The organism is Flavobacterium sp. (genome assembly GCF_029945805.1).
Classification (GTDB): Bacteria; Bacteroidota; Bacteroidia; order Flavobacteriales; family Flavobacteriaceae; genus Flavobacterium.
This window is the reverse complement of record NZ_JAQSDH010000022.1, coordinates 141,325-160,787: the sequence shown is the minus strand read 5'-3', so window position 1 is coordinate 160,787 and position 19,463 is coordinate 141,325. Positions and strand designations below refer to the sequence as shown.

The window sequence follows — 19,463 nt, the reverse complement described above, 5'->3', positions numbered from 1 at the left end:
CTTCTGACCGTTTTTGTGCCTGTGATAAGAAAACTCAACTAATGGTCTTAAAACAGTAGTTGTTAAAACTTAGAATTATTTTTTGGGATATAAATCAACTATTTTTTATTTTATTTTATAACTGATTGATGTTTTTATATATTTGTCGATATTTGAACTAATTAGTATACAGATGCCCAAAAATTTTATTCTATCCGTGTTGATGTTATTTGCTTTGTCAAATACCATAAATGCTCAGTTTGGCTTTTCCCATGAAATCGGAGCTATAGCCGGGCCAGTGGCTTTCCAATCTGATTATGGTGAACGTCATGATTTTTCTACTAATGCAGGAAATACCGGATATGGTATCGGCATCGTGCACTATTTGAATTTCTCCTACAAAGCGGAATGTAACTGCTATACTCCAGAAACTTTTTTCAACGACCACTTCAAATTGAGAAGCGAATTGTCTTACAACAAAACAGAATTACAACATTTTGGACAATATGTTGATCCATCAAAAACATCTACATTTGCAAATCAATTGAGAGCCATGCGAGGGAGCACGTCTGTTACTAATATTGGTATGCAACTAGAGTTTTTCCCGTTAAGTATTAGAGAATTTACGGCGACAATAGGTTCATTTGCTCCGTTTATAAGTTTGGGAGGTCAATTTAGTTTTTACGATCCGCAAGCATGGTCCGAATTAGGCCCTATAGGTTCACCCATTTCGACACCTATCAAATATGCAGACGGTTCTTGGACAGGTCAAGGTGGAACTGTTTGGTCTATAGTTACGAGTGTTGGTACTAGGTATAAATTAACTGAATTGTCAGATTTGATGCTTGATTTAAGATTTCAATACTACTTTTCAAATTGGGTTGATGGCCTAAATCCTGACCCAACAAGATATAAGGAAAATAGAGCAAACGATTGGAATGGTTGGTTTAATTTTGGATACATTTATTATCTGCAATAGGATTTAGATTTAATCTTCTTTTTCGACAGCATCTTTATAATCTGGATATAAGAATTTATTGTAAGGAAATCTTGTAATATGAATCTTTCTAACTGCTTCGTAGACTCTTTCTTTAAATTCTTCAAAGTTTTCCTTATTCGTGGCCGAAATAAATAAAGCATTTTTTTCTCCAACATTGTCCATCCAAGTTTTTTTCCATTCTTCTAATGTGTAATGTTTGGATGTTCTTTCTGTCATTAGATCATCTTCTTCAATCACTTCATTTTTATAAGCGTCAATCTTGTTGAAAACCATTATCGTTGGTTTGTCATCGCTTTTAATATCTTTTAAAATCTGATTTACTGAACTTATGTGTTCTTCAAAATCGGCATGGGAAATATCAACAACATGCAACAACAAATCAGCCTCACGTACTTCGTCCAACGTGCTCTTGAAAGAATCAACCAATTGAGTTGGTAATTTTCTAATAAAACCAACAGTGTCGGATAACAAGAAGGGCATATTTCTAATAACCACTTTTCGTACGGTTGTGTCAAGAGTCGCGAATAATTTGTTCTCTACAAACACTTCGCTTTTGCTGATAACGTTCATTAAGGTCGATTTTCCAACATTGGTATATCCAACTAAAGCAACCCGAACCATTGCGCCGCGATTGCCTCTTTGAACAGACATTTGCTTATCAATCGTTTTTATTTTTTCTTTTAACAGCGCAATTCGGTCCCGTACAATTCTTCTATCCGTTTCGATTTCAGTCTCACCAGGACCACGAAGTCCAATTCCCCCTTTTTGACGCTCTAAGTGTGTCCACATTCCGGAAAGCCTAGGAAGCAAGTATTGACATTGAGCGAGTTCAACTTGAGTTCTTGCATAGGAGGTTTCAGCTCTTTGGGCAAAAATGTCCAAAATTAAGTTGGTCCTGTCAAGTACTTTACAGTCTAATATTTTAGATATATTTTTTTGCTGGGATGGCGATAATTCATCATCAAAAATTACAGTAGAAATGTTTTTCTCTTTGATGTAGATACTAATTTCGTCCATTTTACCTGTGCCTAAAAAAGTTTTAGGGTTTGGACGTTCTAGTTTTTGTGAGAATCGCTTTATTACCTCGCCACCTGCTGTAAAAGTCAAAAACTCTAATTCGTCAAGATATTCCGTTAATTTTTCCTCATTTTGATTTTGTGTAACGATTCCAACAATTACAGTTCTTTCAAAATTTATAGTTTCTTTTTCTAACATTTGATTTTAATTGATTACAAAATTAGTGATTTGAAAATTAAAAAAACAGATAAATACTCAATGATTGCAGGACAAAAGCTAATGATTTATCACAAAAAAATTAATATTCATAATTATTTCATAAATTTTACTAAATTTGGACTTCAAAATTCTAAAAACTTTTATCCAAAACTCAAATTTTCATTGTTATGAAAAAAATTACTTTACTACTATTTTTTCTTTTCATCTCTGTAAGTAGTTATTCCCAATTATTTGGACTTACCGAGGGATTTGAAGATCCAGCACCATCAGGACCACTTCCTCAAACTTGGTCTTTAGCTACGGGAAACTGGGCGGTATTTGAACGAAATTCAGACGCAGCTTTCGGAACCGGACAGAGCTGGGGAATCAATGCCTTCGCTGCAGGATTACAATACCAAGGAAATCAATGTGCATCTGTCAGTAGAGAACAAATAAATCAAGGAAATGTTTCTGAAGATTATTTGGCAACCTCAATTGTAAGTGTTCCGGCTTCTGGCGTGACCGAGTTACACTTTTGGACCAGAATGTTCACAAGCGGAATTCAGCAAGGAACTGTTTACAAACTTATGGTGGCGTCAGCTGCTCAAAGTCAGACAGATCCTGATGCATACGTATTAGTTCAACAATGGACGGACGCGGATTTAATTCTTCCAACGTCGAACTTTAATGTTTGGACAGAAAAAACGGTTTCTTTACCTAGCTTCTTGCAAGGTCAAGATGTTTATTTTGCATTTGTTAGAGAATACACGCAGCCAACAAGCGCCTTAGATGGCGACAGATGGTTGATTGATAATGTAGGAGTTAATGTGCAATGTACATCACCTGTTACGGCTGCAACAGTTGTTACTGGTTCTACTACCGCCAATTTGTTTTGGTCAAATCCAAGTGGTGCGACATCATGGAATATCATTGTAACTCCATCTGGAGGTGGTGCTCCAATTACCTATCCACCCTATTCTGGCGCACTGCCATTTACCGCTACGGGCTTAACCCCAAATACAACTTATTCCTATCAGGTAAGTGCCATTTGTTCGACTGGATTTTCAAGTCCATTATCTAATGTCTCGGCCAACTTTACTACGCAAATTGCACCTCCAGTCTGTGGAGGTAATCTTGTAGATTCAGGAGGTCCTGCTGGAAACTATGGTAATAATGAAAACGTTTCGACAACTGTAAATCCCGTTATTCCAGGTGAGGTAGTGACGGTTACCTTTACACAATTTAATACTCAGGCTAACTTCGATTTTTTGAAAATATATGATGGTCCTGATGCTACGTTTCCATTATTAGCAAATCTTTCAGGAACTGTATTGCCAGGATCTTATACAGGAACTTCTGTTTCAGGAGCTTTAACATTTGTATTCACTTCAAATGCTACAACTGTAGCAGCTGGTTACGCCGCAAATATTTCTTGTGCACCTGCACCAGCGTGCAGAATACCAACAGGTGTTTCTATTGTTGCCGGGTCAATTACAACAACAAGTGCTTCATTAAACTGGATACAACCAGCAAATGCAGATACAAGTATTGCCACAGTTTGGGACGTAATAGCTTTACCTGCAGGTTCGCCTGCACCTAATGCTGGGTCAGTACCAACGGCTAACGATATTACAGGACCGCTTCCTTTTAACCTTACTGGTTTGACTTCTGGTGTGTGTTATGATGTATATGTAAGAGCAGTTTGTAATGCAACAACTAATAGTGCTTGGAGTACGGTATCTGTAGCAGTTTGTACTTTAGTTGCGCCACCTGTTTGCGGAGGAAACTTTGTAGATTCTGGAGGTATAGCCGCTAATTATGCTAATAATGAAAACCTAACAACAGTAATAAGTCCGATAAATGCGGGAGATGCTGTTACAGTTACTTTTACACAATTTAATACAGAGGCAGGTAATGATCTTTTAAAAGTGTATGATGGTAATGGAACCATTGGTACAACATTATTAGCTACTTTGTCAGGAACAACTTTGCCGCCTTCATTTACATCATCTGCAGTTGGGGGTCAATTAACATTTGTATTTACTTCAAATGGCACGACTATAGCTGCAGGATGGTTAGCGAATGTTACATGTGCTCCACCACCAGCTTGTCCAAAGCCTATAGCTTTAAGTGCTGGAAATGCAACTTTTAATTCTGTTCCTTTAACTTGGGTACAGCCTGCAAATCCTGATACTTCTCAATCAAATAGCTGGCAAGTTTTGGCTTTGCCATGCGGATCACCAGCGCCAAATGCAGGTTCGACAGGATTTGTAACAGCTAATTCAAACAACCCATTTCCACTTACAGGTTTAGCTTCTAATACATGTTTTGACATCTATGTTAGAGCGGTATGTAGCGGAAGTGATGTTAGTACATGGGCAGGACCAATAACTAGTACAACTTTAATTGCACCACCAGTTTGTGGCGGTAATTTTGTGGACGTAGCTGGACCAACAACCAATTATGCAAATAGTTCAGATTCAACTGTAGTTATTTGTCCTGTTACTCCTGGAGATCTTGTAACGGTTACTTTTACATCTTTTGCTACTGAAGCAAATTTCGATGGATTATATGTTTTTGATGGTAATTCAATCGCAGCACCTCAAATTGCTAGTCTTAACCCTGCGGGGAATGTACCAGGTGGTTTAGCAGGTTCTTATTGGGGAACTTTAACAGGAGGAAATCTTCCTAGTTTTACTTCTACTAGTGCGGATGGATGTTTGACATTTAGATTCAGAAGTGATCCATCAGTTAATAATCCAGGATGGATTGCTAATGTAACTTGCGCACCACCACCAACATGTAGAAAGCCTACTGCGATAACGGCTGCCACAGTTACTTCAAATTCAGTTATTTTAAACTGGACACAACCAGTTAATCCTGATACTACAACAGCTTCGGCTTGGCAAGTTTTAGCATTACCATGTGGTTCACCTGCTCCTACGGCATTATCAACAGGTTTTGTTAATGCAGCAACAAATAGTTTCCCACTTACCGGATTAACCTCTGCTACATGTTATGATATATATGTAAGAGCCGTTTGTAGTGGAACAGATAGCAGTTTATGGGGAGGTCCAACAACGATTACAACTCAAGTTGCACCACCTATTTGTGGAGGTAACTTTGTAGATGCAGCTGGACCAACAACTAATTATGCAAATAGTTCTGATGCGACCACAACTATTTGTCCTGTTACTCCTGGAGACGTGGTAACGGTTACTTTTACCTCGTTTACCACTGAAGCAAATTTCGATGCTTTATATGTTTTTGATGGAAATTCAATCGCAGCACCTCAAGTTGCTAGTGTCAATCCTGCAGCGAATGTGCCAGGTGGTTTAGCAGGAGGATTTTGGGGAGCAGCAATTCCTGGACCATTTACTTCTACTAGTGCTGATGGATGTTTAACATTTAGATTTAGAAGCGATCCGTCAGTTAATAATCCAGGATGGATTGCCAATGTAAGTTGTGCACCGCCACCAACCTGTAGAACCCCTACAGCAATATTAGCAACTCTTGTAACTTCTAATTCAGTTGTTTTAAACTGGACACAGCCAGTTAATCCTGATACTACAACAGCTTCGGCTTGGCAAGTTTTAGCATTACCATGTGGTTCACCTGCTCCTACGGCATTATCAACAGGTTTTGTTAATGCATCAACAAATATTAATTTCCCACTAACCGGATTAACTTCTGCTACATGTTATGATATCTATATCAGAGCAGTTTGTAGCGGAACAGATAGCAGTACTTGGGGCGGTCCAAGAACAATTACTACTTTAGTTGCGCCACCTGTTTGTGGTGGTAACTTTGTAGATGAAGGAGGCGTAGCAGCAAACTATAATAATAGTTCAAATGTGACAACAATTATTTGTCCAACAAATCCTGGAGAAATAGTTACTGTAACGTTCACTTCATTTAATACTGAAGCAAACTGGGATGGGCTTTATGTTTATGACGGCAGTGGAATTAATCCTGCAACACAGTTTGCAACTGCAAATCTGCCCGCAAACGTTCCTGGAGGTATAGCGGGTTCTTATTGGGGTAATTTGGTAGGTGCAAATCTTCCTGGCCCATTTACTTCTACTAGTGGAGACGGATGTTTAACTTTTGTATTCAGAAGTGATGGATCTGTAAATAATCCAGGTTGGGTTTCTAATGTGACATGTTCACCTGCACCAACGTGTGCACGACCAATTATTGTACCAGCGCAATTAGTAACGCAAACAGCTGCCACATTAGGTTGGACACAGCCGTTAAATCCAAATGGATCAGTGGCTTCAGCTTGGGAATATTTAATTTTACCAGCGGGTGCTCCAGTTCCAACAGGTCTTGGAATTCCTACAACTTCAACAACATACCCTGCAGTTGGTTTATCGCCTGGAACGGGATATATATTATATGTAAGAGCAATATGTTCAGGTACGGATGCAAGTGTTTGGGCAGCTTATAATTTTGCCACATTACCAACTAATGATGAATGTGCTAATGCCACATTTGCCATTGTAAATCAAAATTTAAACTGTGTTCAAACCACACCTGGAACTTTAGCTGGTGCAACTGCATCATCTCCAGCCACTACTTGTGCTGGCGCTGGAGCTGCTAATGATGATGTTTGGTTTACATTTACAGCTACAGCAGCAACACATGTTATTTCATTTAATAACGTTGCACCAGCTACAGCTTTGAGTTATGCGATTTATTCAGGTACTTGTACAGGTTTGACAGAAGTTGGTTGTAATACAGGGGCTGGTTTAACTAGTGGAACTGTCTATTACATCAGAGTCTTTTCAACGGGTACAGCTCCAGTATTTACAAATTTCAATTTGTGTATTGGTACTTTACCATGTACAGAAGCACCTGCATTCTGTACGGGACAAACTGTTAGTTATGCGAATGCAACCAATGTACCTAGTTTAGGTACAATAGGCTGTTTGTTTACTTCTCCTAATCCAGCATTTTTCTTTTTACAAGTGAATCAAGCTGGACCATTGAGTTATTTAATATCTCAGGTAGATAATGCAGGAGCACCGAGGGATGTAGATTATGTTGCCTGGGGTCCTTTTACCGATTTAAGTAGCGCCTGTTCTGGAGTTCCTGCAAATCCTCTTCCAGGACTTATCCCAGCATTAACGCCTGCTCAGGGCTGTTCAGGAGCTTTACATGCTTGTAGTTATTCAGCAGCTCCAACAGAAATCATGTGTATTCCTAATGCGCAATTATGCCAAGTGTATGTTATTATGATAACAAACTTTTCAAATGCAGCGGGAACGGTAACATTTACACAGACGAACGCAGGTGGTGGAACAACGGCATGTTTCCCAATAAATACGTTTAATTACGGACAAACATTTTATTGTCAGAACCAACCTAATCCAACGCCAGTATTGGCTCCTGCAGCAGTTGCAGGGGTCTATACATCAACTCCTGGATTGGTAATAGATAGTGCTACTGGAACAATTGATCTTTTAGCCAGCACACCTGGAGCTTATGTTATTACCAGTACATCTGCAACAACTATCGGAGGAACATGTACTTCAATACCGTTCATCACAACAACAAGAACAGTAATTATTACTGCTCCTGCAAGTGCAACTATTGCTTATTCTTCACCTTCTTATTGTAATAACATTACAACGACTCAACCAGTTGTGTTAACAGGTACCACAGGAGGAATTTATACAGCATCGCCGGCAGGTTTGTTAATCAACGCTATAACAGGCGATATTTTGCCAATAGCAAGTGCGGCGGGTAATTATACAATAACCTATACAATTGCAGCTTTTGGTGGATGTGCAGCGTTCACAACTACAACACAACTTGAGATTATTGATGCAGTTGTACCTACGTTTACTCAGGTAGCTCCAATTTGTCCTGGCGATACTTTGGCTCCGTTGCCAACGTCGTCTAACGATACACCTCCGATTATTGGAAGTTGGTCTCCTGTTATTGATAATACGCAGACCACTACGTATACATTTACACCTGATACAGGGCAATGTGCCAGAACAACAACTATGACAATCAATGTTGGTTCAACAACACCATCATTTGATCCGATTGCTCCAATTTGTCAAGGAGCACCATTGGCAGCATTACCTATATTATCTAATAATGGAATTACAGGTAACTGGTCACCAGCTTTGGATAATACCCAAACAACGACTTATACATTTACCCCGACATCTGGAGTTTGTGTTGGATCAACAACATTAACTATACAGATATTGCCTGCAACCATTTTACCAACGTTCAACGCTATACCGCCAATTTGTCCAAACGGAGTAATTGCGGCTTTGCCAACAACTTCTCTTAATGGTATTACAGGTTCTTGGTCTCCAACTTTAGATAATACTCAGACAACCACTTACACATTTACTCCTGATACAGGACAATGTGCACTTGACGGAACATTAACTATTATTGTTAATCCACCATTAGTGGTAAGTGTAAATAACCCAACTTTCTGTCCAGGTTCGACAGGAACAGTAGTTGCTACACCAGCAATTCCTGGAAGTTATACTTATACATGGACTGTCCCAGCGGGAGTTATGGATCCAGGTAATGTGGCTTCATTTGATACATCAACACCAGGAACTTACACGGTTGTTATAGATCAAGTAAGCAGTTTCTGTAATACAGATTTTGAAACACCAGCAGCAGTTGGAGCATCACCTAACTTATTTAACGAAAATTTAGTTCCTTGTTGGGATACGACAGCTGCAGATGGAATAATTGAAATATGGCCTCCAGGATTTGAAGGAGTGACTGCTTATTCAGGAAATCAGCTTATTGAGTTGAATGCAAATACAGTTGGTACGTTGTTCCAAGACTTCGTAGTTATTCCAGGAACAACAATGTCTGTTTCGTTTGCACACAGAGGTCGTCAAGGAAACGATGTTGTTGGAGTTGAAATAGGACCTGTTGGTGGGCCATATGTAAGTTTAGGAAACTTTACTGATGGCAACACGGCATGGGGATTGCATACAGTAAATTACACTATCCCAGCCGGTAGTGGAAATAATTATACTTTACGTTTTGTTTCTGTATCTAGTACAGGTGGAGATCAAAGTGTTGGAAATCTTTTAGACAGTATTTCTATTTCAGCGTTAAGTTGTACTTCAGCGCCAGCTTCTGGTATAGCAACTTTCCAAACATTACCAGATCCAACAGTTTTTGTTACTGATCCAACTTGTACTGTTCCAGGAACTATTAGAGTAACTAGCCCAACAAACTCTGGTAGTTTACCAGCTAATTTATTTATTTCTGAAGTAACGGATGCCAATGCTGGTTCTTTAACTTATATAGAATTGTATAATGGTACCGGAGCTGCTGTTGATTTGAGTAATTTTAAATTACAAACATTTAATAATGGTTCAGTCACGGTTACAGGTGTTTGTGATAATGTATTGTCTGGAATATTGAACAACAACAGTACATATGTTGTTGCTGTAGGAAGTGCTACAAATTTAGGCAGCGTTAATCCGAATCAAGTTTTCGCTGATTGTACGGGCGTTAATGAAAATGATTGTATTAAATTAACAACTCTTACAGATGCAGTTGTTGATTTATGGGGAAGAACAGATGGAGTGAACTTCACACCATCTAATCAACCTGGATATACTTTTAGAAGAAACAATATTGCAACAGTTCCTAGTACAACATGGAATCCAGCAGATTGGACTACTACTGATCCAGAAGATTACACCAACATTGGTTCTTATAGTCCTGCATCATCTACATATGAGTATAGCTTAGACGGAGGTACTTATACATCTAATCCTTTATTTACTAATGTGACTTCAGGGTCTCACACAATTACAGTTCGTGATTTAGTAACAGGTTGTTCATCATTGCCTTTTAACGTTATTGTTGGCCCACCAGTTGGTCAATTACCAACTGTTACAACAATTACTTATACTACTCCAGTATGTCAAAGTTCTGTTACACCTGTACTTCCTGATACATCAGCACCAGGATTTACATCAGGCGGAACTTATTCTGAAGATACTACAGTTTCAACAGGCTTGTCAATCAATGCTACAACTGGAGAAATTAATTTGGCAGCATCGACAATAGGTTTCCACACGGTTAGGTATGAAGTTTTATTTGATCCAATAACTTGTCAGGCTGCTGGAGTTTCAACATTTGTAGTTGAAATTAAAACAGTTATTACGGCTGTAGTTGGGTTTAGTTATACAACGCCAGTTTGTAAAATTGCCACTGTAACTACTATACCTCCTACATTGAACACAGGATTTACATCTGGAGGAACATTTAGTTCTACAACTGGATTAGCAATTTCAGCTTCAACTGGAGCTATTGATTTAGTTAACTCCACTGCTGGGACTTATACAGTAACTTATACAATAGCTGCAGATCCGGCAAATTGTCAAGCAGCTAATAGTGATACCGCTTTGATTACAATTACACCAGCATCTACGCCAATTATAGGTTTTAGTTATAATTCTCCAATATGTGATGGTCAAACAACTAATCCATTGCCTATTTTAAATGCAGGATTTGTCACTGGTGGAGTTTTTGGACCAGCAAATTTAGTTGATCCTATAACTGGAGAATTTTTACTTCCAGCAACAGCAGGTCAACAATATACTGTAACATATACTCTTCCCGCTGATGCAGCTAATTGTCAAAATGCAGGTACTAGTAGTGCAACAATCTCAATTTCATTACCAATTCAGATTGAGTTAAGTGGTGGTTGTCAAAGTGTTAGATATGTTTTAACGGCCTTGCCTATAAATAATTCATTTGATCCACTAACAGCTACTTACTCTTGGGAAAATTCTCAAGGTATTGCATTTGCAACTACACAAAGTATAGATGTTACCGAGATTGGCACATATACAGTTACGGTTACAGTTGATGGTTGTTCTACAACATCATTACCTTTCGATGTTGACTCAATTAATTGTGTTATCCAAAAAGGTATTTCTGTAAACAATGATGGACTAAATGATACTTTCGATTTGACAGGTTTTGACGTTAAAAAACTAACTATTTTCAATAGATTAGGTATGAAAGTTTACTCTCGCAGTAATTATGTCAACGAATGGGGAGGAAAATCAGATGACGGAGATGATCTGCCGGATGGAACTTACTATTTCATTATTGACAGAAATAGTGGCGAAACCAAAACGGGTTGGATTTACATCAATAGAGCACAATAACAACTATATAATTTGTATTCAAAAAAACAAAACAAAATGAAGAAAATATATTTCATTGCGATATTGGCACTAGCGATTACCGAGTTAAGAGCGCAGCAGGATCCGCATTATACACAATATATGTACAACATGAGTGTAATGAATCCGGCATACGCTGGTTCAAAAGAGAGTTTATCAGGTGGACTTTTATATAGAAAACAATGGATTGAAATTGAAGATGCACCAACAACGGGAACATTTTTTATTCATAGTCCTGTGGGTAGAAATGTAGGTCTTGGACTATCTGTGATATCAGATAAAATCGGTCCCGTTGAGGAAACGAATGTTTATGGAGATTTCTCATATACCCTAAATTTAGGAGGAGAACATAAATTAGCATTCGGTTTGAAAGGTGGTTTAACTATGCATAAAATAGATTTTAACTACATTTTCACGACATTACCACAACAATCGCCGTTAGATCCCTTTAGCGCAGGAAATCCTAATAGTACATTTTTAAATATTGGATCAGGAATGTTTTACTACACAAATAAATACTATGTGGCTTTATCCGTTCCAAATATGCTAAAATCTAAATACCTTGATTTTAGCGGAAGACAGTATGGAACTGAGGTAATACATTATTTCCTAACAGGAGGTTATGTATTTGACCTTAATCCAAACTTAAAATTCAAGCCGTCTACTATGATTAAATCATCTGTAGGTGCACCAACTTCAATTGATGTTTCAGCCAACTTCATGTTTTATGATAAGTTAGAATTAGGAGCAACCTATAGAAGGGAAGACTCATTTGGAGCGATGGTAAACTTTGCCATCACCCCAGGTCTAAGAGTTGGATATGCTTATGACCATGTTATATCTGATTTGAAAACAGTAACACCAGCTTCTCACGAGGTAATATTGCTGTTTGATATAAACTTCCCGAAAAAAGTATCACGTTCACCAAGATATTTCTAACCTATAAAGTACTTCTAAAAATGAAAAATCTATATATAGTATTAAGTTTTGTAGCTATCAGTTTAACTGTTACGGCGCAAAATAAAAGCACAAAAGCAGCCGATAAATTATTCGCTAGATTTGAGTATGTCGATGCCGCTAAAGAGTATCTAAAATTGGTTGAAAATGATAAGAGCGATCCTTATGTTTACAAGCAATTAGCGGAGAGTTATTACAACGTTTTTAATACTACTGAAGCTGCTAAATGGTATGCAAAGTCAACAGAGACGAGTCAAGATGCAGAAACATATTATCGTTATGCGCAGATGCTTAAAGCCAATGGAAAATACGAAGAGGCCAACAAGCAAATGAAAAAATTCGCTACTGCTGCACCAAATGACCAACGTGCAAAGGCATTCAATGAAAACCCTAACTACATTCCAAGATTGTTGGGTAAAGAAAAACTTTACAATGTTACTTCTTCTGATATGAGCAGCGACAAATCTGATTTTGGCGCAATTCTTTATGATAACACCTTATATTTTGCAAGTGCCAGAAATGGTGCTAGAAAAACATATGGTTGGACAGATGAGCCTTATTTAGATATATATAAAGCTGATTACAATTCAGACGGAACGATTACCAATGCTGTGCCTGTTAGAGATTTAAACTCAAAGTGGCATGATGGTCCAATTACGATCAGCGCTGATGGAAATACAGCTTATTTTGCTAGTGAGAGTTACAAAGAAAAAGAATCTGAAAAAGATAAAAAAGCAAATGCTAAATTCAGTCAGGTTTATTTATTTAAAACTACTAAAAATGGTGATAAATGGGGTAATGTTATTGAGGTTACATTTAATGATAAAACATTTTCAAACAGTAATCCAAGTTTAACTCGCGATGGTAAAACTCTCTATTTCTCATCGGATAGACCAGGAAGTGTAGGCGGTGTTGATATTTGGAAAGTAGCCATAAATGATGACGGAACTTATGGCGAACCGCAAAACTTAGGGAGCAAAGTAAATACAGAAGGTAATGAAAGCTTTCCTTTTATATCGGATGATGGTAAAATTTTATTTTTTGCATCAAGCGGAAAACAAGGTTTTGGCGGATTAGACGTTTTCCAAATTGATTTAGCAGGTGGCGAAGCAAATAATCTAGGTAAACCCGTAAACACTGAAAAAGATGATTTTGCATTTACCTTCAATAGTATCAAAGGAGTTGGATTTTTGTCTAGTAATAGAAATGGCAACGATGATATCTTTGCTGTAGCACCAATTTGTGGAGTCGATGTTATGATCGTTGTAACCAATGCTAAAACTGGAGCCATTTTATCTAATGCAAGTGTTTCTATTCTAGATGATAAGAAAAACGTTATCGCGACAGAAATGTCAAATGCTAATGGTGAAGTGAAATATAGAGTGGAGTGCGACAAACCTTATGTAGTTCAAGCTTCAAAAGATGGTTATGAAGGAAATACTTTTGCAGTAACTAAAAGTACAGGTCCTAGTGCTAAAGTTGATGCAGCATTACAACCTATCGATGTTATCGTTACTGAAACAGAAATCATCCTAAAACCTATTTACTTTGAATTCAATAAAAGTAATATTACACAAGAAGGAGCTTTTGAGTTAGACAAAATAGTTCAGGTTATGAAAAATAATGACACAATGGTTATTTTGGCTAAATCTCACACTGACAACAGAGGAACTGATAAATACAATTTGGCCTTGTCTGACAGAAGAGCAAAATCTACCGTTCAATACATTATTTCTAAAGGAATTTCCGGAGATCGAATTTCTGGAAAGGGAATGGGCGAATTAGAGCCTAAAGTAGATTGCGGGAAAGACTGTACAGAAGAGCAACACGCGCAAAACCGTCGTTCAGAATTCTTAATAGTTAAGTAATTTAATTACTCATAAAAAAAACCGAACATTACGTTCGGTTTTTTTTTTTGGATAAATTTACCTTAAGGATTAAATACAAATGTTTAACGGCTATTTAATTTAATAAAATGTTGATATAAAGCGGTTTTTTTGCATATTGTTCAAAAATAGCACTTACAACACCTTGTTTTTTATTAATTAAGTGTTAAAGTCGGCATTTTGATTGTAATTATGCAATTGTTTCAAGTATCTTTGCATTATCAAAAAAACGAGGAGTGGTTTCCTCATATTTTTGGATAAATTTTCATAATTTATAGTTTTTTGGTTGGTTAATAGCATAAAAACTCAGTCATTAATTTGATTGGGTTTTTTTGTTTCGTTACATTTGGAACGGATATTGTAAAACAGTATAAAAAACAATTGAAGACATGAAAAAGTATTTATTACTATTATTGGTTTTTATTACTGTAAGTTTTGATACGCAGAAGCCTGATGCATATGATTCGGGAGAATGGTTCAAATTCAGAATACATTATGGATTTGTCAATGCGGGTTTTGCAACTCTTGAAATAAAAGATGCTGTTAAAGACGGAAAGAAAGTATACCATGCTATCGGAAAAGGATATACTGTCGGTATGTCGCGTTTCTTCTTTAAAGTAGATGACAATTATGAAAGCTACTTTGACAAGGTAACTAATAAGCCTTATCAATTTGTTAGAAAAATAGACGAAGGCGGTTATAAAAAGAATCAAGAAGGTTTCTTTAATCAAGATGCAAATAAAGTATTGATAAAAGATTACAAGAATAAAACTGAGAAAACGTTTTCTGTAACTGAAAATGTTCAGGATATAATTTCAACTTTTTACTTTCTAAGAAATCATCCAAATATTGACAAATTAAAAGTGGGGGAATCTATTGTTGTAGATATGTTTTTTGATGACGAAACTTTTAAGTTTAAGTTAAAATATATAGGTAAAGAAGATCTAAAAACTAAATTTGGAACCATTTCTACTATGATTTTTAGACCCATAGTACAATCAGGAAGGGTTTTTAAAGAAGAAGAAAGTTTAACGGTTTGGATATCAGACGACGAAAATAAAATTCCATTAAGAATAAAAGCCAGTTTAGCTGTTGGATCAATTAAAGCTGACATAGAAGGCTTCAAAGGATTAAAAAATCCATTTAGGGTAAAAACGAAATAGTCAATGAGTAATAGTACAAATTCTGAATCGATATTAGAGGCATTAGAACAAAAGTTTGACGCTATAAACCAAAAAACCGAAACGCATCTTGAAGGTTTGCTTTGGTCAAAGCCAATAACATATTGGGATTATATTCAAACCGATGTATTATTGAATTTACAAACACAGCGTACCGTTCTGCCTGATGAAATGGTATTTATTATGTACCATCAAGTAAATGAGCTACTTTTTAAAATGATACTTTGGGAAATTAATCAACTGTGTCATACCGAAAAACCACAAACCGAATTTTTTACCGAAAAGCTGAGAAGAATAAGTCGCTATTTTGACATGCTTACCACTTCTTTCGATATTATGGGTGACGGAATGGAAGTAGAGCAATACATGAAATTCAGAAATACATTAACACCCGCTAGCGGATTTCAAAGCGCACAGTACCGTTTAATAGAGTTCTCTTCAACAGATTTAATAAACCTAATAGATTATCGATTTAGAGCTTCGATTGACAGAGACACGCCTTATTCTCATGCATTCGAGCATTTGTATTGGCAAGCAGCAGGAAAAGATTACGAAACTGGCGAAAAATCATTCTTGATTTTAGAATTTGAAAGAAAATATAGAGAAGAATTTCTTCGGTATATGGAAGAATACAATACGATTAATATTTGGCAGAAATTCAAACAATTGCCGGATGAAGATCAGAAAAAAACAGAATTGATTAAAGCAATGCGTCATTACGATCATACCGTAAATATAACTTGGGTTATGGGGCATTTAAATGCTGCCAGAAAATATATTGACAGTGGAAAAGGGTCTGGCGAAGCTACTGGTGGAAGCGATTGGAAAAAATACATGCATCCAAAATACCAACGTAGAATATTTTTTCCTGAATTGTGGAGTGATGAAGAATTAAAAATTTGGGGCGAAGGATATTAAGCAATACATGATGTCAAGAATCTTTCAAAAAATACTTTTCCTACTTATTCTTATTTCTTTAACAATATCATGTAATGAAAAGAAAGATGAAAAAATTATAGTTCCAAAAGTTCAGCCTAAAACGGTTGAGTTTGGATTCAATCTGAATGATTTTAATGTTGTTAATGACACCATTCAATCAGGTGATACTTTTGGGAGCATTTTAGATACTCAAAACTTAAACGGTTATGAAGTCTATGACATCGCCGCTAAAGTAAAAGATACTTTCAATGTCAAAATTATCAAAATAGGAAAGCCTTTTACAATACTTCGCAGTAAAGACAAAACCAATAAAATTCAGGCTTTTATCTACCAACCAGACCGATTGAATTATTATGTAGTTGATTTTAGAGATTCTATTAGTGCCTTCAAAAAAACAAGACCTCTTACTTTTAAAACACGGACGATTGCAGGGGCATTAAATGGTTCGTTGTCAGAAACACTTCAAAATTTAAAAGTTGATCCATCGCTTGCGCCAAAAATCGCTAAAATCTATGCTTGGTCAATCGATTTCTTTAAACTTCAAAAAGGAGATGAGTTTGGTTTAAAATTTACCGAAAGATACATTAACGATACGATTTATGATGGCGTAGACAGTCTAAAGGCTGCTTTTTTCGAATACAAAGGCAAAAAAATTTATGCTTTTTCTTTTTCACCAGATGAGAATACCAAAAAGCAACAATATTATGATGAAGAAGGAAAAACACTGAAGAACTTTTTCCTAAAAGCGCCACTTAAATTCGTAAACATCACTTCCAGATATACTAAAAATAGGTTCCATCCTGTTCAAAAGATATGGAAAGCACATAACGGAACCGATTATGCAGCCCCAACAGGAACTCCAATTATGACAACGGCCGCCGGTGTAGTCGAACAAGCCGGATATACTGCAGGAAACGGAAATTTTGTAAAAGTAAAACACGATCAAACCTACGCAACGCAATATTTGCACATGTCAAAAATATTGGTCAAACGCGGACAAAGAGTAACTCAAGGTCAAATCATTGGAAAAGTGGGAAGTACAGGTTTGGCAACAGGACCACACGTTTGCTATCGTTTTTGGCAAAAAGGAGTACAAGTTGATGCATTGAAATTGAAATTGCCAACATCAACACCAATGGATAGTAGATATAGACAAAAATTTATGACTTACATGAAACCAATCAAAAGAGAATTGGACAGTGTTGCATCCCTGAATGCTAAAAAGTAAAGATTTTTTCTTCACTACAACGTTAGCGTAAAAACATTCCGCAAGTTTATACAAATCATATTTGTAAATTTGTCGTTCAAAATTTAAGAAATGGCTTTACCAAATATAAATCCGACGCATACAACCGCTTGGAAAAAATTAAAAGAGCATTACGCCGATATGAAAAACGTTTCTATGAAAGAAATGTTTGCATACGATGAAGCAAGGGCAGAAAAATTTCATATACAATGGAATGATTTTCTAGTGGATTATTCTAAAAACATCATCAGTGAAGAAACCTTGACATTGCTTCAAGAATTAGCCAAAGAAGTGCAGCTAAAATCAGCAATGGAAAAGTATTTTTCGGGCGAAAACATCAATCAGACCGAAGATAGAGCTGTGCTTCATACCGCTTTACGTGCGCCGCAAACTGCAACTATTGTAGTTGAGGGAGAAAATGTAGTTCCTGAAATTTATCAAGTAAAAAACAAAATGAAACGTTTCTGTACCGAAGTCATTTCGGGAGAACGAAAAGGCTACACCGGAAAATCATTTACAGATATAGTAAACATTGGTATTGGCGGTTCCGATCTTGGTCCGGCGATGATTGTCGAAGGCTTACAATTTTATAAAAATCATCTGAATCTTCATTTTGTTTCCAATGTAGATGGCGATCACGTTAACGAAGTAATCAAAAATCTAAATCGGGAAACTACTCTTTTTGTAATCGTTTCTAAGACTTTTACCACTCAGGAAACGTTGACCAATTCCGAAACCATTCGAACTTGGTTTTTGAAATCAGCAAATCAGGAAGATGTGGCTAAACATTTCGTAGCAGTTTCAACAAATATCCAGAAAGTAACCGATTTCGGAATCAATCCGAATACTATTTTCCCCATGTGGGATTGGGTTGGAGGACGATTTTCACTTTGGAGCGCCGTTGGACTTTCCATTAGTTTGGCAGTCGGATTTGATAATTTTGATGATTTATTGAAGGGCGCAAACGAAATGGACGAGCATTTCAAAACTACCGAATTTGACCAAAATATTCCCGTCGTTTTGGCCTTACTAAGCATTTGGTACAACAATTTTTTTGGAGCAGAAAGCGAAGCATTAATCCCATACACTCAGTATTTACAAAAATTGGCGCCCTATTTGCAACAAGGCATTATGGAAAGCAATGGAAAAAGTGTTGCACGAAATGGGGAAACAGTTAATTATCAAACAGGAACTATTATATGGGGTGAACCAGGAACGAATTCTCAACACGCCTTTTTCCAATTAATCCATCAAGGGACAAAATTAATTCCAACTGATTTTATCGGATTTATAAAACCACTTTACGGAAATCAAGATCATCACGACAAACTGATGTCCAACTTCTTTGCACAAACAGAAGCTTTGATGAATGGAAAAACAGAGGCACAAGTGAAAGCTGAATTTGAAAAACAAAATATCATTGGTGAAAAAGCTGCTTTCCTGTTGCCTTTTAAAGTTTTTGCAGGCAATAAACCAACAAATACTTTTTTAATTCAAAAACTCACGCCAAAAAATTTGGGTTCTTTAATCGCCATGTATGAGCACAAAATATTTGTACAAGGAATCATCTGGAATATTTTTAGTTATGACCAATGGGGAGTCGAATTAGGAAAACAATTGGCTAATTCTATTTTGGACGAAATAAATGCTAAGGAAATTAACAACCACGATAGTTCTACAAAATTGCTTCTTGAGTATTTCTTGAAGTAAGAATAAATCCGTTGGCTACTTATATACCATAACCTCATTCTATCAATTGTTTGAGGTTTTTTTATTGATTTAAATAATATGATGCAGATAGTGCAATAAAAATCCACATAAATCTAAACGACTGATAAAAACGCAATAATAAGCCAT

At 36.6% G+C, this 19,463-nt stretch carries 9 protein-coding genes; 8 read left to right on the top strand and 1 reads right to left on the bottom strand.

Features of this window, described 5'->3' with window-relative positions; all coding sequences use genetic code 11:
• The first annotated feature begins 172 nt into the window (after nucleotides 1-172).
• The gene (locus tag PSU83_RS05735; protein WP_300587790.1) at nucleotides 173-958 is read left to right on the top strand and encodes a glutamate dehydrogenase; all 786 of its coding nucleotides are present in this window, start codon (nucleotides 173-175) and stop codon (nucleotides 956-958) included.
• A 9-nt stretch (nucleotides 959-967) separates the two neighbouring features.
• On the opposite strand, the gene hflX is transcribed toward PSU83_RS05735, so the two are convergent.
• The gene (gene hflX, locus PSU83_RS05730) at nucleotides 968-2,194 is read right to left on the bottom strand and encodes a GTPase HflX (protein ID WP_300587788.1); all 1,227 of its coding nucleotides are present in this window, start codon (nucleotides 2,192-2,194) and stop codon (nucleotides 968-970) included.
• A gap of 188 nt (nucleotides 2,195-2,382) precedes the next feature.
• On the opposite strand from hflX, the gene PSU83_RS05725 reads away from it, so the two are divergent.
• The 7 genes from PSU83_RS05725 to pgi all read left to right on the top strand — a co-directional run bounded on the left by PSU83_RS05725 (nucleotide 2,383) and on the right by pgi (nucleotide 19,316).
• Complete coding sequence (locus PSU83_RS05725; protein ID WP_300587786.1) at nucleotides 2,383-11,379, top strand: fibronectin type III domain-containing protein; 8,997 nt, start codon at nucleotides 2,383-2,385, stop codon at nucleotides 11,377-11,379.
• 36 nt (nucleotides 11,380-11,415) lie between these two features.
• A complete protein-coding gene (locus PSU83_RS05720) occupies nucleotides 11,416-12,336 on the top strand; it encodes a type IX secretion system membrane protein PorP/SprF (RefSeq protein WP_300587784.1) in 921 nt (306 codons plus the stop codon).
• Between the two features lie 20 nt (nucleotides 12,337-12,356).
• Nucleotides 12,357-14,222, top strand: coding sequence for an OmpA family protein (locus tag PSU83_RS05715; RefSeq protein ID WP_300587782.1), 1,866 nt, complete (start codon nucleotides 12,357-12,359; stop codon nucleotides 14,220-14,222).
• A 407-nt stretch (nucleotides 14,223-14,629) separates the two neighbouring features.
• On the top strand, nucleotides 14,630-15,403 hold the full coding sequence (locus PSU83_RS05710) for a DUF3108 domain-containing protein (RefSeq protein WP_300587779.1): 774 nt from the start codon (nucleotides 14,630-14,632) through the stop codon (nucleotides 15,401-15,403).
• Nucleotides 15,404-15,406: 3 nt separating this feature from the next.
• Nucleotides 15,407-16,339, top strand: a complete 933-nt coding sequence (locus tag PSU83_RS05705) for a tryptophan 2,3-dioxygenase family protein (protein ID WP_300587777.1) — start codon at nucleotides 15,407-15,409, stop codon at nucleotides 16,337-16,339.
• Nucleotides 16,340-16,349: 10 nt separating this feature from the next.
• On the top strand, nucleotides 16,350-17,588 hold the full coding sequence (locus PSU83_RS05700; protein ID WP_300587775.1) for a peptidoglycan DD-metalloendopeptidase family protein: 1,239 nt from the start codon (nucleotides 16,350-16,352) through the stop codon (nucleotides 17,586-17,588).
• Nucleotides 17,589-17,678: 90 nt separating this feature from the next.
• A complete protein-coding gene (gene pgi / locus PSU83_RS05695; RefSeq protein WP_300587773.1) occupies nucleotides 17,679-19,316 on the top strand; it encodes a glucose-6-phosphate isomerase in 1,638 nt (545 codons plus the stop codon).
• The last annotated feature ends 147 nt before the right edge of the window (nucleotides 19,317-19,463 follow it).